This is a genomic window from Allobosea sp. TBD101 (genome assembly GCF_059817965.1).
In genome coordinates, this window is the sequence record NZ_CM187543.1 from 2,036,918 (window position 1) to 2,056,172 (window position 19,255).

General features: G+C 64.8%; 18 protein-coding genes. 9 read left to right on the top strand and 9 right to left on the bottom strand.

What is annotated here, in order from left to right:
- Nucleotides 1–63: 63 nt before the first annotated feature.
- The 3 genes from ettA (at nt 64) to AC6RIC_RS09790 (ending at nt 4,534) form a co-directional block, all read left to right on the top strand.
- Entirely contained in the window at nt 64–1,716 is a 1,653-nt protein-coding gene (ettA, locus tag AC6RIC_RS09780) for an energy-dependent translational throttle protein EttA (RefSeq protein WP_499736024.1), read from the top strand.
- A gap of 101 nt (nt 1,717–1,817) precedes the next feature.
- Nucleotides 1,818–2,504, top strand: a complete 687-nt coding sequence (locus AC6RIC_RS09785; protein WP_499736025.1) for a VOC family protein — start codon at nt 1,818–1,820, stop codon at nt 2,502–2,504.
- 242 nt (nt 2,505–2,746) lie between these two features.
- Nucleotides 2,747–4,534 carry a peptide ABC transporter substrate-binding protein gene (locus AC6RIC_RS09790; RefSeq protein ID WP_499736026.1) on the top strand — a complete coding sequence of 596 codons (1,788 nt, stop codon included), beginning with the start codon at nt 2,747–2,749 and terminating at the stop codon, nt 4,532–4,534.
- A gap of 122 nt (nt 4,535–4,656) precedes the next feature.
- On the opposite strand, the gene AC6RIC_RS09795 is transcribed toward AC6RIC_RS09790, so the two are convergent.
- The 3 genes from AC6RIC_RS09795 to AC6RIC_RS09805 form a co-directional block, all read right to left on the bottom strand.
- Complete coding sequence (locus tag AC6RIC_RS09795; protein WP_499736027.1) at nt 4,657–4,869, bottom strand: DUF4287 domain-containing protein; 213 nt, start codon at nt 4,867–4,869, stop codon at nt 4,657–4,659.
- Between the two features lie 24 nt (nt 4,870–4,893).
- The gene (locus AC6RIC_RS09800; protein ID WP_499736028.1) at nt 4,894–6,066 is read right to left on the bottom strand and encodes an alpha-hydroxy acid oxidase; all 1,173 of its coding nucleotides are present in this window, start codon (nt 6,064–6,066) and stop codon (nt 4,894–4,896) included.
- A gap of 96 nt (nt 6,067–6,162) precedes the next feature.
- Nucleotides 6,163–6,786 carry a YitT family protein gene (locus AC6RIC_RS09805; protein ID WP_454656119.1) on the bottom strand — a complete coding sequence of 208 codons (624 nt, stop codon included), beginning with the start codon at nt 6,784–6,786 and terminating at the stop codon, nt 6,163–6,165.
- A 542-nt stretch (nt 6,787–7,328) separates the two neighbouring features.
- Here AC6RIC_RS09805 and AC6RIC_RS09810 point away from each other — a divergent pair.
- Nucleotides 7,329–7,532, top strand: coding sequence for a cold-shock protein (locus AC6RIC_RS09810; RefSeq protein WP_199091797.1), 204 nt, complete (start codon nt 7,329–7,331; stop codon nt 7,530–7,532).
- A gap of 812 nt (nt 7,533–8,344) precedes the next feature.
- Here the strand turns inward: AC6RIC_RS09810 and AC6RIC_RS09815 are convergent.
- Both AC6RIC_RS09815 and mbfA read right to left on the bottom strand, forming a co-directional pair.
- Nucleotides 8,345–8,881: a cytochrome b gene (locus AC6RIC_RS09815; RefSeq protein WP_499736029.1), complete on the bottom strand. Its 537-nt coding sequence runs from the start codon at nt 8,879–8,881 to the stop codon at nt 8,345–8,347.
- A gap of 19 nt (nt 8,882–8,900) precedes the next feature.
- A complete protein-coding gene (gene mbfA, locus AC6RIC_RS09820; RefSeq protein ID WP_499736030.1) occupies nt 8,901–9,890 on the bottom strand; it encodes an iron exporter MbfA in 990 nt (329 codons plus the stop codon).
- Between the two features lie 381 nt (nt 9,891–10,271).
- Between mbfA and AC6RIC_RS09825 the strand changes: the two genes are divergently transcribed.
- From AC6RIC_RS09825 to AC6RIC_RS09840, 4 genes are read left to right on the top strand one after another with little or no spacing between them, the layout of a single operon-like run.
- A complete protein-coding gene (locus tag AC6RIC_RS09825) occupies nt 10,272–11,285 on the top strand; it encodes an ArsR/SmtB family transcription factor (RefSeq protein WP_454656122.1) in 1,014 nt (337 codons plus the stop codon).
- Nucleotides 11,285–12,196, top strand: a complete 912-nt coding sequence (gene metF, locus AC6RIC_RS09830) for a methylenetetrahydrofolate reductase [NAD(P)H] (RefSeq protein ID WP_499736031.1) — start codon at nt 11,285–11,287, stop codon at nt 12,194–12,196. The genes AC6RIC_RS09825 and metF overlap by 1 nt, the downstream gene beginning before the upstream one ends.
- A 4-nt stretch (nt 12,197–12,200) precedes the next feature.
- Nucleotides 12,201–15,953, top strand: coding sequence for a methionine synthase (gene metH / locus AC6RIC_RS09835; RefSeq protein WP_499736032.1), 3,753 nt, complete (start codon nt 12,201–12,203; stop codon nt 15,951–15,953).
- A gap of 55 nt (nt 15,954–16,008) precedes the next feature.
- Nucleotides 16,009–16,470: a GNAT family N-acetyltransferase gene (locus tag AC6RIC_RS09840; RefSeq protein WP_499736033.1), complete on the top strand. Its 462-nt coding sequence runs from the start codon at nt 16,009–16,011 to the stop codon at nt 16,468–16,470.
- A 15-nt stretch (nt 16,471–16,485) separates the two neighbouring features.
- Here the strand turns inward: AC6RIC_RS09840 and AC6RIC_RS09845 are convergent, their stop codons facing one another.
- From AC6RIC_RS09845 to gstA, 3 genes are read right to left on the bottom strand one after another with little or no spacing between them, the layout of a single operon-like run.
- Nucleotides 16,486–16,725 (bottom strand): tautomerase family protein, encoded by a 240-nt coding sequence (locus AC6RIC_RS09845; RefSeq protein WP_499736034.1) that lies wholly within the window; start codon nt 16,723–16,725, stop codon nt 16,486–16,488.
- 28 nt (nt 16,726–16,753) lie between these two features.
- Nucleotides 16,754–17,134, bottom strand: coding sequence for a nuclear transport factor 2 family protein (locus AC6RIC_RS09850; protein WP_499736035.1), 381 nt, complete (start codon nt 17,132–17,134; stop codon nt 16,754–16,756).
- A gap of 15 nt (nt 17,135–17,149) precedes the next feature.
- Nucleotides 17,150–17,761, bottom strand: coding sequence for a glutathione transferase GstA (gene gstA / locus AC6RIC_RS09855; RefSeq protein ID WP_499736036.1), 612 nt, complete (start codon nt 17,759–17,761; stop codon nt 17,150–17,152).
- A 123-nt stretch (nt 17,762–17,884) separates the two neighbouring features.
- Between gstA and AC6RIC_RS09860 the strand changes: the two genes are divergently transcribed.
- Nucleotides 17,885–18,244, top strand: coding sequence for a winged helix-turn-helix transcriptional regulator (locus AC6RIC_RS09860; RefSeq protein WP_499736037.1), 360 nt, complete (start codon nt 17,885–17,887; stop codon nt 18,242–18,244).
- 40 nt (nt 18,245–18,284) lie between these two features.
- Here AC6RIC_RS09860 and AC6RIC_RS09865 read toward each other — a convergent pair whose 3' ends face one another.
- Complete coding sequence (locus AC6RIC_RS09865; protein ID WP_499736038.1) at nt 18,285–19,226, bottom strand: diguanylate cyclase domain-containing protein; 942 nt, start codon at nt 19,224–19,226, stop codon at nt 18,285–18,287.
- Nucleotides 19,227–19,255: the final 29 nt, after the last annotated feature.

A 19,255-nucleotide genomic window follows, 5' to 3' on the forward strand; every position in this document is an offset into this window, starting at 1 on the left:
CATAGCGGCCAGATTTCCCGACATCCTTGTCGCAAGCGTTCGAAAGCGGAGCCCGCTCGCCCCATGTCCCGCCAGTTCATCTACCATATGCGCGGCCTGTCCAAGACCTATCCGGGCGGCAAGCAGGTGCTGAAGGACATCCACCTGTCCTTCTATCCGGACGCCAAGATCGGCGTGCTCGGCGTCAACGGCGCCGGTAAGTCGACCCTGCTCAAGATCATGGCTGGCATGGACAAGGAATGGACCGGCGAGGCCTGGGTCGCGGAAGGCGCGCGCGTCGGCTATCTGCCACAGGAGCCGAAGCTCGATGAGACGCTGACCGTCCGCGAGAACGTCATGCTCGGTGTGGCGCCGCAGAAGGCTATCCTCGACCGCTACAACGAACTCGCCATGAACTACTCGGACGAGACCGCCGACGAGATGACCAATCTCCAGGACGAGATCGAGGCGAAGGGCCTGTGGGATCTCGATTCCAAGGTCGACCAGGCGATGGACGCGCTGCGCTGCCCACCGGACGATTGGGCTGTCGACAAGCTCTCGGGTGGCGAGCGCCGCCGCGTCGCCATGTGCAAGCTCCTGCTGGAGCAGCCTGAGCTGTTGCTGCTCGACGAGCCGACCAACCATCTCGACGCCGAGACCACCGCCTGGCTCGAAGGCCACCTGCGGACCTATCCGGGCGCGATCCTGATCGTCACCCACGATCGCTACTTCCTCGACAACGTCACCAGCTGGATCCTCGAGCTCGATCGCGGCCAGGGCATTCCCTACGAGGGCAACTACTCGGCCTGGTCGGTGCAGAAGCAGAAGCGCCTCGCCCAGGAAGGCCGCGAGGACGCCTCGCGCCAGAAGACCCTGGAGCGCGAAGCGGAGTGGATGGCGGCTTCGCCGAAGGCCCGCCAGGCCAAGAGCAAGGCCCGCATCCAGCGCTATGACGAACTGGTGCAGAAGGCCAACAACAAGGGCCCCGATACCGCGCAGATCATCATCCCGATCGCCGAGCGGCTGGGCAACAACGTCGTCGATTTCGAGGGGCTCTCGAAGGGCTTCCAGGACAAGCTCCTGATCGACGATCTCTCGTTCAAGCTGCCGCCGGGCGGCATCGTCGGCGTGATCGGCCCCAACGGCGCCGGCAAGACCACGCTGTTCAAGATGATCACCGGCGTCGAGAAGCCGGATGCCGGCACGATCAAGGTCGGCGAGAGCGTCCAGCTCGGCTATGTCGACCAGAGCCGCGACTCGCTCGACGACAAGAAGAACGTCTGGGAGGAGATCTCCGGCGGCAACGACATCATCTATCTCGGCAAGAAAGAGATCAATTCGCGGGCCTATTGCTCGGCCTTCAACTTCAAGGGCGGCGACCAGCAGAAGAAGGTCGGCTCGCTCTCCGGAGGTGAACGCAACCGCGTCCACCTCGCCAAGATGCTGAAGTCCGGCGCCAACCTGCTGCTGCTCGACGAGCCGACCAACGACCTCGACGTCGACACGCTGCGGGCGCTCGAAGAGGCGCTGGAGGATTATGCCGGCTGCGCCGTGATCATCAGCCACGATCGCTGGTTCCTCGACCGCATCGCGACCCATATCCTCGCCTTCGAAGGCGACAGCCATGTCGAGTGGTTCGAGGGCAATTTCGCCGATTACGAGGAAGACAAGAAGCGCCGCCTCGGCATCGACTCGACCATTCCGAAGCGCATCCAGTACAAGAAGTTCTCGCGCTGAGTGCTTGATATCTGACTCAAAAAGCCCCGCGGTGCCGCAAGGTCCGCGGGGCTTTTTCATGTGTTGCTTTAAGGCGCATGCCTGCGCGATGAAGCGGTTCAGTGCTACAGAAGCTGGACTACAGTCGCGCCCCGGCTTCAACTGACGGCATGCTGACCCTCGACCATCTCACCGTCATCGCGCCCACGCTCGCCGAAGGCGTAGCGCATGTGCGCGATTGCCTCGATCTCGAGGTGCCCTTCGGGCAGCGGCACGGCTATATGGGGACCTGGAACCACCTGCTTCAGCTCGGCGGCATGGTCTATCTGGAGATCGTCGCGCTCGATCCCGACGGGGTGCATCCCGGGCGCGCGTGCTGGTTCGGGCTCGATGACCAGAAGCAGGTCAGGCGGGATTGGGATGCCGGCCGCCGCCTGCGTGGCTGGGTCGCCCGGACCGATGGGATCGACGATGTCCTGAAAGGTCGGGAGGCGATCTTCGGCCGCAAGGTCGGGCTGCCGACGGATGATCCCGTCTTTGATTTCGCCATTCCCGATGACGGCTCTTTGCCTTGGGGCGGGGCGGCTCCCTCGATCATCGACCGGCGTGGCAAGCCGCGCTCGATGGCGACGATCGCCGATTTGGGCGCGCGCTTGCGCGGGTTCTCGCTGGAGCATCCGGAGGCCGGGAAGGTCTCGGCGCTTTTGCACGAACTGGCCGTCGAACGGCCGCCCGGCGTCACCTACGGGGCCGAACTGCGCTATCGCGCACAGATCGACACGCCCGGCGGTCTCAGGGAATTATCCTGAACGCATCGGAAAGTGATCGCGAGGCATTTTCCTTTGGAATTAGCGTAATTTAGCCGGCGTCCCGAGTGACAAGCAGGTCCGCCATGCGGTTTCCGTCTGACGACTTAAGTTATGTTTAAGGCAGCGGCTCCTAGGAGCAGAGTCGCGTCCAAAGCAATTCTACGCCTTGGAACTGATAAATCCGATCTGGAACTGGTCAAGTTATTGATCGTGTTCTTGCTGCCATGACGTGAAGGTTGATTATGACTAGTCAGTATATCCAGGGTATGGTGCAGGATGTGAAGGAAGGTGGCCTCTCGCGGCGCTCCTTCATCCAGAAGATGGCGGCGCTGGGCATCACCGCGCCGATCGCGACCCAGATCCTCTCCTGGAACGATGTTGCGATGGCCAATGCCACGCTCGAGTACAAGCCGACCAAGGCTGGCGGCGGCGGCCCGCTGAAGATGCTGCTCTGGCAGGCTCCGACGCTGCTGAACCCGCATTTCGCCTCGGGCACCAAGGACCAGATCGCCTCGCGCGTGTTCTACGAGCCGCTCGCCGGCTGGGACAAGGAAGGCAACCTGATCCCGCAGCTTGCGGCGGAAGTCCCGACCAAGGCCAATGGCGGCCTGTCCGAGGACGGCACGACCGTCATCTGGAAGCTGAAGAAGGACGTGAAGTGGCATGACGGCAAGCCGTTCACGGCCGACGACGTCGTCTTCACCTGGGAATATGCGGCCGACCCGGCGACCGCGGCCTATACCACCGGCGCCTACAAGGACATCAAGGTCGAGAAGATCGACGATTTCACCGTCAAGGTGATCTTCGCCAAGCCGACCCCGTTCTGGGCTGACCCCTTCGTCGGCGTCGCCGGCATGATCATCCCGAAGCATCATTTCGGCGAGTACAAGGGTGCCAAGTCGCGCGAGGCTCCGGCCAACCTGAAGCCCGTCGGCACCGGCCCGTACAAGTTCGCCGACTTCAAGCCGGGCGACATCCTGTCGGGCACCCGCAATGAGAGCTACCACGTCGCCAACCGCCCGCATTTCGACACGTTCGAGATCAAGGGCGGCGGTGATGCCGTCTCGGCGGCCCGCGCCGTCCTGCAGACCGGTGAGTACGACTACGCCTGGGACACGCTGGTCGAGGACGAGGTCCTCAAGCGCATGGAGACCGGTGGTCGCGGCAAGATCAGCGCGGCTGCTGCCGGCGACATCGAGTTCGTCACGCTGAACACGACCGATCCGTGGACGGAAGTCGATGGCGAGCGTTCGAGCGTCAAGACCAAGCACCCGACGCTGAGCGACCCTGCCGTGCGCCAGGCGATCAACCTGCTGATCGACCGCGACTCGATCCAGAAGTTCATCTACGGCCGCGCTGGTGCTGCCACGGCGAGCTTCGTCAACGAGCCGAAGCAGTTCAAGTCGACCAAGCTCAAGTACGAGTTCAGCATCGAGAAGGCCAACAAGATCCTCGACGATGCCGGCTGGAAGAAGGGCTCGGACGGCATCCGCGAGAAGGACGGCAAGAAGCTCAAATATGTCTTCCAGACCTCGATCAACGCTCCGCGCCAGAAGGTGCAGGCCATCATCAAGCAGGCGTGCCAGCGCGCCGGCATCGATATCGAGCTGAAGTCGGTCACCGCTTCGGTGTTCTTCTCGTCGGACGTCGCCAACCCCGACACCTACACCAAGCTGTATGTCGACATGGAGATGTACACCACGACGCAGCCGCAGCCCGATCCGGAGCGCTTCCTCAACCAGTTCACCTCGTGGGAAGTCGCCAACAAGGAGAACAAGTGGCTGGGCCGCAACGTCTCGCGCTACACGGACCCGGCGGCCGACGAAGCCTACAAGGCTGCCCAGAAGGAGCTCGACCCGGCCAAGCGCGCCGCGCTCCTGATCAAGGTCAACGAGATCTTCTGCGAGGCCAACGTCATTCTGCCGATCCTGTCGCGCAAGAAGGTGGTCGCCGCGTCGAACACCCTCTCGCATGACCATTCGGGCTGGGATGTCGACACCTGGAACCTGGCGTCCTGGTATCGCGTCTGATCATGAGTTGCCCGTCTCGCGCGTTATCGCGGGGCGGGATCTTCTCCGGAAATAAGGAAGGCCCGGCGGACGCGATCCGCCGGGCCTTCTGTCGTCTTGCGGCGTGGTCTGGCCGGAACCGGTTACTTCGCGTCCTCGGCGAAGGTATGGGCCACGATAGCGTTGGCGTGCCCGTGGCCCATGCCGTGCTCCGCCTTGAGCATCGCGACCAGCTCCATATGCTTCGCGGGGAGGCGGGCGCGTACCATCGCCTTCCATTCGGCGATCGGGCGGCCGTACTTCTTCTCGATGGAGGGGAAGTAGGATGCGGGTCCTTTGACCGGCTGCTCTGACATCTCGGACACCCTCTGGCGTGGAACTCAGGCCGTGGCCAGCCGCTTGATCGCGCCCGCGCGGCCGCCGACGAGGATGCGTTCGTCGACATCCTTGATATCGCGCAGGCCGCAAAGCGCCATGGTGGTGTCGAGCTCCTTGCGGATGATGTCGAGCGCGGCGGTGACGCCTTGCTCGCCCATGGCGCCCAGCCCGTAGAGGAAGGCGCGGCCGATGAAGGTGCCGTGCGCGCCGAGCGCGATCGCCTTCAGCACGTCCTGGCCCGAGCGGATGCCGCCGTCGAACAGGACCTCGATGCGGTTGCCGACCTGCTCGACGATGCCGGGCAGGGCCTCGATCGAGGACAGAGCGCCGTCGAGCTGGCGGCCGCCATGGTTCGAGACGATCAGCGCGTCGGCGCCGCTCTTGGCCGCCATCTCGGCATCTTCCGGATCGAGGATGCCCTTGAGGATCAGCTTGCCGCCCCACTGGTCCTTGATCCACTGGACGTCGTCCCAGTTCAGCTTCGGATCGAACTGGCTGGCGGTCCAGGAGGAGAGCGAGGACATGTCGGCGACGCCGGTGACATGGCCGACGATGTTGCCGAACTGCCGGCGTGGCGTATCCAGCATCTTCAGGCACCAGCGCGGCTTGAAGGCGAGGTTGATCAGGTTGGCGATGGTCGGCTTCGGCGGGGCGGAGAGACCGTTGCGGATGTCCTTGTGGCGCTGGCCGAGGATCTGCAGGTCGAGCGTCAGCACCAGCGCCGAGCAGCCGGCCTTCTTGGCGCGCTGGATCAGACGCGAGATGAAGTCGCGGTCCTTCATGACATAGAGCTGGAACCAGAACGGCGCCTGGGTGTGGTTCGCGACATCCTCGATCGAGCAGATGCTCATGGTCGAGAGCGTGAAGGGCACGCCGGCCTTGGCGGCGGCCTTGGCGGCGAGGATCTCGCCATCGGCGTGCTGCATGCCGGTGAGGCCGGTTGGGGCGAGCGCGACCGGCATGGAAACCGGCTGGCCGATCATCTCCGAGGCGAGCGAGCGGTTGGTCATGTCGACCGCGACGCGCTGGCGCAGCTTGACCTTGGCGAAGTCGGTCTCGTTGGCGCGGTAGGTGCCCTCGGTCCAGGCGCCGGAATCGGCGTAGTCGTAGAACATGCGCGGCACGCGGCGCTTGGCCAGAAGGCGCAGGTCTTCGATGGTCAGGGGCTGGGCCATGTCTCGTCTCGCCGTTGGCGTCCCGTCTTGTCCTACGGGCTTGCTCGCATGCTGGCGGGCAGGGCGCAACCGTTCCGAGGCGCGGAAGGCCTTTCGTCAGGACACAGCCATGTAGCGGCCGGGCTTGTGGTTCATGCCGAGGATGGCGTTGAGCACGAGCGTACCGACGAGCGAGAGCGCGACCTTGTCGGGCGGCAGCACGAAAAGCGCGGCGGCGAAGATCGCGGCGTCGATGCCCAGCTGAACCCAGCCGGCGCGCAGGCCATGGCGCTCCTGCAGATAGAGCGCGAGGATGTTGACCCCGCCGATCGCCGTACGGTGGCGCGCGAGCGCCAGCAGGCCGAGCCCCATCGCGACGCCGCCGGCGATGGCGGCGTAGAGCGGCGCCACCGCCTCGATGCGGAACCAGCCTGGCGTCGCCCAGACGAAGACCGAGACGAGGCCGACGGCGGCGAAGGTGCGCAAGGTGAAGGGCAGGCCCATCCGCCGGAAGGCGAGCCAGTAGAACGGCAGGTTGATGACGAAGAAGAGCAGGCTGAAATCCGCGCCCGTGCCGAATTGCAGCAGGAGGGCGAGCCCGGCCGCGCCGCCGGTCAAGAGCGTCGCCTTCGCGAACAGGACGATGCCAAAGCTGATCATCAGCGTGCCCAGCGGCAGGGCGAGGAGGTCTTCGTAGAAGCGGTGCTGCTGCGGCATGGCGGCGCTGACGGTTTGGGACATTGCGAGGCCTGTATCGGCTGGCGGCTTCCGGCGCCAGAGGTCAAGCAAGGATCGCGCCGGATAGGGGCGCCTGGCGGGATGCGGTCGTTGAGGGCCCGATGCCTCTGGAGGGGGCGGCCGATGGAGGAAAATGGCCTGTGCCGTCCCGTCGCTCAAGACGACTGGCCATGATCGGGACCGATCGTCGGAAGGTCGCGAGCTTGTTGGCTGGCGGCGGGGCAGGAAGGGTTTCGCCAAGATGACGTTCGAGGCCGGCGAGACCGTCGTCATCGGCTTGAGGTTGAGCAGGCAAGGACACGGCAATCATCGCGGGTGGAGGCGCTGGGTCGTGCCTCCCAACGAAGCGAAAGCCTGTCCGAGTGACTCTTCTCGCGCCGCTGCCAAGACATGGATCGCGTTGACAAAATCTTGAAAGCAGGAGGCGGTGCCTGCCTGTCCTTTCATCTCGACAAGGACAGGTTTTCGGTCAATCCTGCCTTGCCGGCATAGGAGCCATGCGCCCTGTGCCAGCATGAGACGCTTTGGCTTCGAGGGATGTGGCGATGGCGACCGGAACCGTGAAGTGGTTCAATACTGAGAAGGGTTTCGGCTTCATTCAACCGGCGGACGGCGGCAAGGATGTGTTCGTGCACATCACGGCCGTGAAAGAGGCCGGAATGATGACGCTGACGGAAGGGCAGAAGGTTTCGTTCGAGCTGAAGACCGAGCGCGGCAAGACGGCCGCGGGCGACCTGAAAGTACTCTGAGACCATTCTGTTGCCGTAGGGCTCGCCTGCCGCGCGCGGCGGGGTGTTGGCGGGCGCGCGCCTGAAAATGACGACCGGACCGGCGTTATCGCCGCCTGTCCGGCGCGATGGTTCTTGACGCGACATGATGCGCGCCGAAAGCCCCGTCCAGGCCCGGCCTGCGGGGTTTTGGATGTTGGCATCCGGGGGAATGCGCGGAGCCGGACGGCGTTCGCAGTCGACGGCTGCGTGCCGGTGTCGAGTCGATGCCGATGATGTCGAACAGAGACGACCTCGCGCTGCCCCGCTCCGCGCACGGGTATCTGGGGGTCTGCTCCGCTTGGACGCCGCCTGATCGCCGTGCGTCCGGGGACGCGCGGCGATCCAGCTCTCTGTTTCAGCATCGATTCATCCGAAAGGTCGGTTCCACTTTTCGGTTCGATGCTTGAGGGCGGAGGCCTGCCTGTTCGGCCTGTGCGAAGTCGGCACCTGCGCGCCTGATGAACCCGCAACGGTCCGGGGCGCGAAACCCGCAATCCCCTCCGGCCCACGATGTCTCGCGAAGCCCTCCCGGTCGGATGGGACGCGTGCAGGATAGGGGAGCGGGGAGTGGGGCGGGGATAAGTTCTGCGGGGCCGCCACTTTCTCCCCTCGCATCAAATTCGGGTTCTTTTGGAACTCCTGCTCATTTCGGACCGAGCTGAAATCGGGGGCTTAAACCGGCCTCGATGAGCGTGAGCAGCACGACGGGAAAAATCCGTGTTCGGTCGATCTTGGAGCTTCGGTCACTCGACTCTATGGGCCGATTGCCATTTGATGACATGTCGTGGCGATCATGGTCGTGTGAACCACATCCGCTTCAGCAGGCCATTTCGCAACACGAACTGGTGAAACATCGCTGCAATGGCATGGATTGCTGCCAGGCAGATAAGGCCATTCGCTGCAAGCTCATGCCACCCGTTAATGGATCGCCGAAGAGCCCTGTCGTCTGCTGCGAATGCCGGTATCTGGACTAAGCCGAAAAGGTCCCAGCCGCGCGCAGTAACATTCGCGATTCCAGCCACGAGCGTCGCTGCGAGGAGCAGGTAAAGCAGGCCATGGACGAGGTGTTCGGCGATCTTCAGCACACCTGAGTTGACGGAGGCCAGATGTGCGCCTGCGAACTGCCTCCAAACCACACGCGTACAATAAACAAGGATGAGCAACGCGCCCGTTGCGATATGGGCAGACCACATGCCGTGCCGCAACGCCTGTGGAAGCAAAGATTCGCTTTGCGCCATGAGCCAGAGCAGCAAGACAAGTGCCGCCGTTATCCAGTGGAAGCTGACACTCGTGTTGTCATAGTGATTTTCGTCAGAACGGTTCTGCATCGCCGCGTTCGCCTTTTGCTTACGCCCCGCCGATCAAAATGCCCGTTGCCAGGACGAGCATGCCGCCAAGAATGATCTGGAACATGGCCCGGCCTATCGGGGTTTCCATGTAGCGGTTCTGTATCCAGACAATCACCCAGAGCTCCACAAACACCACACAGAGCGCGATGGCCGTCGCGGTCCAGAAGTGCGGGATGAGGTACGGCAGGGCATGGCCGAGGCCGCCGACAGCAGTCATGACGCCCGATGCCAGCCCGCGCTTCCACGGTGCTCCGCGGCCGGATAGCTTGCCGTCGTCATGGGCGGCCTCGGTAAACCCCATGGAAATGCCAGCGCCAATGGATGCCGACAGGCCGATCAAGAAGGTTGTCCAAGGGTTCTGCGTTGCGAACGCAGTGGCGAAGATCGGGGCCAAGGTTGAGACTGAGCCGTCCATCAGGCCCGCAAGCCCCGGCTGAACCCATGTCAGTACGAATTGGCGCTTGGCGTGCTCCGTTTCGGCCTGCCCTTCGTCGCCTTTCGAAAGGCCCTCGTGCAGCGCCGTTGCCTTGCGCTCATGGGTGGCTTCTGCGGCGGCAAGATCCCCGAGGAGCTTACGTGTCTCGACATCGGTGCTGCGCGACGCAGCCAGCCGATAGAAGGCCTCTGCTTGCCGCTCCATGTCGGCGGCATCGGCTCGTGCACGCTCCAATGGCAGGGATTTCACCAGCCACAAAGGGCGCCGCGTGTAGAAGCCTTCAACATGCTCGCGACGAATGGGAATGATCGTCGAACCGAACTTGCGGACATAAAGGTCGAGCAAGAGGCGCCGATGTTCGTTCTCTTCGGCTGCCATGGCGTCAAACATTGCAGCCGAGGCCGGAAATTTCTCATTCAGATTGGCCGCGTAGGCGGCGTAGATGCGCTCATCCTCTTCCTCCGCGAGTATGGCGAGCGACAACACCTCTTGCGCGCTGAGATCGTCAAACCTGCGGCGGGTTGGCCGAAAGATGGGGAAGAGAGCGGGCATTGCGGCACCTGCGCGAGCGATTATTGGTCATTGTTTAGAATAATTCTAATCTAGTGTCCAGGGGGGGGGGCGTGACCGCTCTGTCGCCTCAGAATGAAGGTCGAAAGCGACAGCTGTGAATCAAGATCAGGCTTGAATGGCCTTCGTGCCACGCGTCCCGGTGAGGTTAATGGGCAGCCGTTCTCTCGCGAAGAGGTCCGGCGCTGGCATCGGCGGCGGTGCAAGTCCTGATCTGTCAGCGCCACATATTGGCACCTTCTCCCGCAGGAGCGGTTGTGGATTGCGTCCTATCTTCCGCACGACAATCCGCTTGCACGAACGGCGTGTTTGATATAAAGATATCTTTATATCTTTTTCCTTGTCGATAGAGGACGCCAGCGCGTGCGGCAGCCGACGACATTGTCTTCCGATGTGCTTCTCGCGGGCCTCAGGGCGGCCGGCGAGGAGACGCGGCTGCGCATTCTGGCGCTGCTCTCCGAGGGCGAGCTCTCCGTTTCCGATCTCACCGACATTCTCGGCCAGTCTCAGCCGCGCATCTCGCGCCATCTCAAGCTGCTCGCCGAAGCCGGGCTGGTCCGGCGTTCGCGCGAGGGCGCCTGGGCTTTCTTCCGGCTCGACGAGACCGGGCCGGGCGGGGCCTTTGCCGCCTCGCTCGCCGCCTGGCTCGACCTGAGCGACCCGGTGCTCGCGGCCGATCGCGAGCGGCTCGCTGCGGTAAGGACGACGCGGGCCGAGGCCGCGCAAAACTATTTCGCCAGCGTCGCGCGCGACTGGGACCGGTTGCGTGGGCTGCATGTGCCTGACCATGCCGTGGAGGCTGCGGTCGAGGAGGCCGTCGGCGAGGGCTCGCCCGGCGCGATGCTCGATCTCGGCACCGGCACGGGGCGGATGCTGGAGCGGATCGCGCCGAAATTCGGCCGCGCCGTCGGCGTCGATGCCAACCATGCGATGCTGGCGGTGGCCCGCGCCAATCTGGAGCAGGCGGGGCTGTCGCGCGTCGAGCTGCGACAGGGCGACATCTATGCGCTGCCCTTCGCGCGCGGCTCCTTCGACCTCGTCGTGATCCATCAGGTGCTGCATTTCCTCGACGATCCCGGCCGAGCGGTGCGCGAGGCGGCTGCGATGCTGGCGCCCGGCGGGCGCCTGATCGTCGTCGATTTTGCGCCGCACGAGATGGAATTCCTGCGGACCGAGCATGCGCATCGTCGGCTCGGCTTCTCCCGCCAGCAGATCGCGGCCTGGTTCGCCGAGGCCGGCCTGTCCTGCGATCTTTCCCGTGAAGTCACCCTTGCCGATGGCGGCTCGGGCCAGCTCCCGGTCATGCTCTGGCGTGGCCGCGACCGGCGCGTCCAGGCCGATCCGCCGGTCCGCACGATCAATCTCGAGGTTGCGTGATGAATGCTTTCCGCCCCAGCCGCCACGGCTCGCGCCGTCCGCGCGTCTCCTTCGAATTCTTCCCGCCGAAGACGGAGGAGATGGAGGTTGCGCTGTGGGACAGCGTGCGCCGGCTCGAGCCGCTCGGCCCCAGCTTCGTCTCGGTGACCTACGGCGCCGGCGGCTCCACCCGCGAGCGCACTCACGCGACCGTCAAGCGCATGGTCGACGAGACCGCGCTGAAGCCGGCCGCGCATCTGACCTGCGTCTCGGCCTCGAAGGCTGAGGTCGACGAGGTCATCCGGTCCTATTGGGATGCCGGCGTGCGCCATGTCGTGGCGCTGCGCGGCGATCCGGCCGGCGGGCTCGGCACGATCTATGAGCCGCATCCGCAGGGCTATCACCAGACCTCCGATCTCGTCGCCGGCCTGAAGCGCATCGGCGACTTCGAGGTCACGGTCTCGGCCTATCCCGAGAAGCACCCGGAAGCCGCCTCGCTCGATGCCGATATCGATGCGCTCAAGAAGAAGGTCGATGCCGGCGCGACGCGGGCGATCACCCAGTTCTTCTTCGATAACGACGTCTATTTCCGCTATCTCGACAAGGTGCGCGCGCGCGGCATCGAGATCCCGATTCTGCCCGGCATCGTGCCCGTCCAGAACTTCAAGCAGACCGCGAACTTTGCCCGCAAGACCGGCGCCAGCGTGCCGCAATGGCTGGCCGACCGCTTCGAGGGGCTGGAGGATGACGTCGCGACGCGCCGCCTCGTCGCCGCCGCCGTCTGCGCCGAGCAGGTCCTTGACCTGATCGATCGCGGCGCCACTGACCTGCATTTCTACACGATGAACAAGGCCGACCTCGTCTATGCCATCTGCCATCTCGTGGGGTTGAAGCCCGAGAAGCCGGCGGCGCAGGCCGTGGCGGCGGAGTAAGCCTATGTCCGACTTCATTCCCGCTCCCGTCGACGGCGCCGAGATCGAGCGCTCGCTGCGCCAGGCCGCGCGCGAACGCATCCTCGTGCTCGACGGCGCGATGGGCACGCAGATCCAGAACCTGAAGCTCTCCGAGGCGGATTTCCGCGGCGAGCGTTTCAAGGGCTTCAACCACGACCTCAAGGGCAATAACGACATCATCGCCCTGACGCAGGCCGAGGCGCTGCGCGACATCCATCTCGCCTATTTCCGGGCGGGCGCCGATATCGTCGAGACCAATACCTTCTCGGGCACCTCGATCGCCCAGGCCGATTACGGCATGGAAGCGATCGTCTATGAGCTGAACGTCGCCTGTTCGCGCGTCGCCCGCGAGGCGGCCGCGATCGCCGAGAGGGAAGACGGGCGTCGCCGCTTCGTCGCCGGCGCGATCGGCCCGACCAACCGCACGCTCTCGATCTCGCCCGACGTCAACAATCCCGGCTTCCGCGCCGTGAGCTTCGATCAGGTCCGCGATTCCTATGCCGAGCAGGTGAGGGGCCTGATCGATGGCGGTTCGGAACTGCTGCTGATCGAGACGATCTTCGACACGCTCAACGCCAAAGCCGCGATCGTCGCGATCGAGCAAGTCTATCGCGAGAAGGGCATTCGCCTGCCGGTGATGATCTCCGGCACGATTACCGATCTCTCGGGTCGCACACTCTCGGGCCAGACGGTCGAGGCCTTCTGGAACGCGGTGCGCCATGCCGCCCCGCTGACCATCGGCCTCAACTGCGCGCTCGGCGCGCGCGAGATGCGGGCGCATATCAAGGACATGTCGCGCATTGCCGACACGCTGGTCTGCGCCTATCCGAATGCCGGCCTGCCCAACGAATTCGGCCTCTATGACGAACGCCCCGAGGCGACCGCCAAGATGCTGGCCGAGTTCACCGATGCCGGCTTCGTCAACATGGTCGGCGGCTGCTGCGGCACCACGCCCGACCATATCCGCGCCATTGCCGAGGCGGTCGCCGGCAAGGCACCGCGCCAGATTCCCGAGGTGAAGCCCTGGCTCAGGCTTGCGGGGCTGGAGCCGTTCACGCTCGACGAGACCATTCCGTTTGTGAACGTGGGCGAGCGCACGAATGTCACCGGCTCGGCCAAATTCCGGAAGCTGATCACCAATGGCGACTATGCCGCCGCGCTCGACGTGGCGCGCGACCAGGTCGCCAACGGCGCGCAGGTCATCGACATCAACATGGACGAGGGCCTGCTCGATTCCGAGAAGGCGATGACCGAGTTCTGCAACCTGATCGCCTCCGAGCCGGATATCTCGCGCGTGCCGATCATGGTCGATTCATCGAAATTCCCGGTGATCGAGGCCGGTCTGAAGACGATCCAGGGCAAGCCGATCGTCAACTCGATCTCGATGAAGGAGGGTGAGGAAGCCTTCCTCGAACAGGCACGCATCTGCCGGCAATACGGCGCGGCGGTCGTCGTGATGGCCTTCGACGAGGTCGGGCAGGCCGACACGTTCCAGCGCAAGATCGAGATCTGCACGCGGGCCTACAAGCTGCTGACCGAGACGATCGGCTTCCCGCCCGAGGACATCATCTTCGACCCGAACATCTTCGCGGTGGCGACGGGGATCGAGGAGCACGACAACTACGGCAACGACTTCATCGACGCGACCCGCGCGATCCGCGAGACCCTGCCGCATGCCCATATCTCGGGCGGCGTCTCGAATCTGTCCTTCTCGTTCCGCGGCAACGAGAAGGTGCGCGAGGCCATGCACTCCGTGTTCCTCTACCACGCCATCAAGGCGGGGATGGACATGGGCATCGTCAATGCCGGCCAGCTCGGCTCCTATGACGATCTCGATCCGGAGCTGCGCTCGCTCTGCGAGGATGTCGTCCTCAACCGCCGCAAGGATTCGACCGAGCGGCTGCTGGAGGCTGCGCCGCGCTTCAAGGGCGACGGTTCGGTCGCCGCGTCCGGCAAGGATCTCGCCTGGCGCGAACTCCCGGTCGAGAAGCGGCTGGAGCACGCGCTGGTCGCCGGGATCACCGAGTTCATCGATGTCGACACGGAAGAGGCGCGCCTGAAAGCGGAGAAGCCGCTGCACGTCATCGAAGGCCCGCTGATGGCCGGGATGAACGTGGTCGGCGACCTGTTCGGCGCGGGCAAGATGTTCCTGCCGCAGGTGGTGAAGTCGGCCCGCGTGATGAAGCAGGCCGTCGCCTACCTGATGCCCTATATGGAGGAGGAGAAGCGCCTCAACGGCGGCTCCGAGCGCTCGGCCGCCGGCAAGGTGCTGATGGCGACGGTGAAGGGCGATGTCCACGACATCGGCAAGAACATCGTCGGCGTCGTGCTCCAGTGCAACAATTACGAGGTGATCGACCTCGGCGTGATGGTGCCGACCCAGAAGATCCTGGAGACGGCGCGCAAGGAGAAGGTCGATATCATCGGCTTGTCCGGGCTGATCACGCCCTCGCTCGACGAGATGGTGACGGTCGCTTCCGAGATGGAGCGCGAGGGCTTCGATATCCCGCTGCTGATCGGCGGGGCGACGACCAGCCGTGTCCATACGGCGGTGAAGATCCACCCGGCCTATGAGAAAGGCCAGGCGGTGCATGTGAACGACGCCTCGCGCGCCGTCGGCGTCGTCTCCAGCCTGCTCTCGTCGGAGCAGAAGCCGGGTTACGTGGCGGGCGTGCAGGCGGAATACGCCAAGGTTGCCGAGGCGCATCGTCGCTCCGAGGCCGACAAGCAGCGCCTGCCGCTGGCCCGTGCCCGCGCCAATGCCTTCAAGCCGGATTGGGCGAACTACGTGCCGCCGAAGCCGAGCTTCCTGGGCACGCGTACGTTCCGTACCTTCGACATCGCCGACCTTGTGCCGGTGATCGACTGGACGCCGTTCTTCCAGACCTGGGAATTGAAGGGCCGCTTCCCGGCGATCCTGCAGGACGAGAAGCAGGGCGAGGCGGCGCGCGCGCTCTGGGACGATGCTCAGGCGATGCTGAAGCGCATCGTCGAGGAACGCTGGTTCAATCCGAAGGCGGTAATCGGCTTCTGGCCGGCTAATGCCGTCGGCGACGATATCCGCCTCTATACCGGCGAGAGCAGGCAGGAACAGCTCGCAACCTTCCACGGCCTGCGCCAGCAGCTCTCGAAGCGCGACGGCAAGTCCAATATGTGCCTGTCCGATTTCGTCGCGCCGGAAGGCGTGGCGCCCGATTATATCGGCGCCTTCGCCGTCACGGCCGGGGCGGAGGAAGAGCGCATCTCCGAGAGGTTCGCGCGCGACAATGACGACTACCGCTCGATCATGGTCAAGGCGCTGGCGGACCGCTTCGCCGAGGCCTTCGCCGAGCGGATGCACCAGCTCGTCCGCAAGGAGTTCTGGGGCTATGCACCGGACGAGACCTTCAGCAATGACGAGCTGATCCGCGAGGAATACCAGGGCATCCGTCCGGCGCCGGGCTATCCGGCCCAGCCCGACCATACTGAGAAGGAAACGCTCTTCCGGCTGCTCGAAGCCGAACGCCGCGTCGGCGTGAAGCTGACCGAGAGCTACGCGATGTGGCCGGGCTCCTCGGTCTCCGGGCTCTATTTCTCGCACCCGGAGGCCTACTACTTCGGCGTCGCCAAGGTCGAGCGCGACCAGGTCGAGGATTATGCCGAGCGCAAGGGTATGACGATCGAGGAGGTCGAGCGCTGGCTCGCGCCGATCCTCAACTACGACACGTCAGCCTATCGCCTGCAGGCGGCGGAGTAGTTGCCTTCCATCGCAGCGGCGGGCATCACGCTAGCCGCAGCGATGGAGATGACGTGTGGCGACGACTGACGTGGCAAGACTGATCCGCAAGGCGGTGGCGGCGGATGAGCCGCGCATCCGTACGATCCGCATGGGCGTGCGCGAGAACATCCTGAGCGACCCCTCGAAGGTCACGGATGAGGATGTCGCCTGGTATCGAGAGCAGGCGATTTTCCTCGTTGCGGAAGAGGCGGGCGAGATCGCCGGCTTCGCCTGCGCCAATCATCAGACCGGCCTGATCTGGGCCCTGTTCATCGATCCGGCGCAGGAAGGGCGGGGCCATGGCCGCGCGCTGATCGATGCGGCGCTGGCCGGGCTGAAGGCTGCGGGCCATGCCCAGGCCTGGCTCGAAACCGGCGCCGACACGCGGGCAGAGCGCTTCTATCGCCGCCATGGCTGGCGTGACCGGGGCCGCGGCCTCGACGGGCAGATCGTCTTCACCCGATCGTTGTCGCAGGAGGAGCCGCCGACGACCTGACCCCGGACGCGCGCTTCAGCCCCGCGCGACCGCGCCGGTCGGAGCTGCGGTCTGGGACAACTTGAGCCTGTACTGCTCAACCGGCAGGCCGCCGACGCCCCAGTCGTCGAGGCCGACTTCGTCGATGACCACGAAGGTGGTGGCCGGGTTCTTGTTCAGGACCTTGCTCAGAAGGTCGGTGACGCCGGCCATGAGCGCGGCCTTCTGATCTGCCGTGGCCCCTTCGCGGGTGATGCGGATGTTGACATAGGGCATGGATGTTCCTTCACGGGTTCGTAAGTGTTCAGGCGGCGGACGCGAGGTCGAAGTGGAAGACCTTGGCGATGATGCGCCACTCGCCTTCGAGCTGGACGAGACTGAGCAGGTCAGTAAAGCGCTTCTCTCCGATGGCGCACTCCACGCGGGCCAGCGCAGTGACCGGCCCGGCGAAGGCGATCGAGATGATCCGATCGCGCCGCTTTTCCTGACGGCTCGCCGGGGAGGGGCGGGCCGCCACCATCGGCAGATAGGCGTCCATGGTCATGTGGGTCAGCCGTCCATCGGTCGCGCAGGCATAGATCGCCTGCGGATGGAAGACGCGGCCCAGCAGGGCCGCATCGCTGTGGTAGAGCCCGTCGAAATAGCGGCCGAGCAGGGCCTCGATCGGGGCGAATTGCGAGGTCATGCGCTGCGCCTCGTGTCAGGCGGCGAGACGTTCGGCGCTCAGCGCTTCCCGGACGCTATCCCTGTCCGCGACGCGCTCCAGCAGGGCTTTCAGACGTGGCCAAGTCGACAGCGAGATCTCCTTGCCCTCGGCCCAGCTGGTGATGACGAAGAGATAGATGTCGGCGGCGCTGAAGGTGTCTCCGAGCAGGTAGTCGCGTCCGTCGGCGAGCTTTGCCTCGACATAGCCGAGGCGCCGCGCGATCGCTGCCCGGGCTTCCTGCCGCCCGGCCTCGTCCGTCCCAGGCCGAAACAGAGGCGAGAATGCCTTGTGCAGTTCGCTCGAGATGAAAGTGAGCCATTCCTGCAACCGTGCCCGCTCGAGCGTCGCTGGCTGGGGAGCAAGGCCGGCGGAGGGGGCGAGGTCGGCGATATACTGGACGATCGCCGCGCCTTCGGTCAGGACGTCGCCATCATCGAGCTTCAGCGCGGGAACGTAGCCCTTGGGATTGATCGCGGCGAAACTCTCGCCGCTTGCCGTTCTGCCGGTGGAGATATCGACCTTTTCGAGGGTGAAGGGCAGGCCGGCTTCGCGCAGTGCGATATGGGGCGAGAGCGAGCAGGCGCCGGGAGCGAAGTAGAGCTTCATGGTGGTTCATCTCCGTGGATCGGTGATGCGCCATCGTTAGATCCCGGAAGTAACCTTTGTATACCTCGTTACTTGTCGCAACCGCATTTTCCGGTATCCTCGCGGTTACCGGAGGTTTGCTGTATGGCTTTGAAAATCCGTAGGAATCGCTCTCCCGAGCCACCGGAGACCTGCGATGTCGGCACCTGCATGCAGGTACTCGGTGGTGCCTGGACGCCGAACATCATCTGGTATCTGAGCGGGGGGCCACGGCGCTTCGGGGAGCTCAGGCGCGACATCCCCATGATATCGGCCAAAATGCTCAGCACCCGGCTGCGCAGTCTCGAGGTCAAGGGGGTTGTGCGGCGGCGCGTCCTGCCGGGCTCGCCGCCCTCGGTGGAGTACGCATTGACGCCACTTGGCCGCGAATACATGCCGGCGATTCAGGCGATCGCGGAGGTCGGCGCCAAGCTCAAGGCTCTTGCGCGCGGGCAGGCATCCTGACCGGGCAGGGCCCGCTGGCCGCGCGAACATTTCAGCGATGTCAGCCGGCGAGCGCGACCCGGCTGACGGCGGCCACCGGCCCGTCGAAAACGCGGACGCAGTCGCCTCCGGCCATGCCGGCGACCTGAAGCGCGGCCTCGGCCTCCGCGAAGATCTCGTTCTGCTCGCGATAGCCCTCCGGTGTCAGCAGGGCCGCGCCGATCGAGAGCGTGAAGTCAATGACGAGATTGCTGCGCGGCATCGGCCGGCACAGCAGTTTGCGTGTGCCGGAGAGCATCGAGGCGAGGTAGCCCTTGTCGCCGGGCATGCGCAGCAGCAAGGCGAAAGCGCCGGGGCCGGTCTGGTCGATGGCGAGCGCATCGGGGAAGAGCCGGCGCAGCCGCTCGCCGAAATTCCGGATCACATCGTCGCCCGCGGAGCGGCCGTAATTCTCGACGAGAGTCGCGAACCGATCGATCCCGAAGATGGCGAGGGCGAAGCGCTCGGGCTCCCGGCTACGTTCGTATCGGGACTGCCGAAGAGCATCGATGAAGTTGCGGCGCGCAGCGAGGTTCGTCGATGCGTTCGCCCGCACCAGCGTCGCGGTTTCGCTCCACAAGCCCTTCTCGGCGGTAACGTCCTGCTTCGAGCCGAAGATGCGGATCGGGCGGCCGTGCTCATGGCCGACACCGACGATGAGGCGCATCCAGCGCTTCTCGCCATTCGCCGCCCTGATCCGGCAATCCAGCGCGAAGCCCTGGCCGGTGCTGATCGCCTTGCTGCGGAGTTGGTTCATCTCGCGGCGCGAGCGCTCCTCATAGAGATCCAGCGTCGCGCTGCGGTAGATGGCGGAGCCGCGCTGCAGGCCGAACAGGTCGTAGACGCCGTCCGTCCAGCTCAGCGATTCATTGGCGAGGTTGCATTCCCAGGCACCGACAGCTGCGGCCGCGACCGCGCGATCGTAGAGGGACTGCGTCGCCGCGGTGAGCTGCTGGCTGTTCACGGTCCGCCTCCTGACTGCCTCAAGGGCAG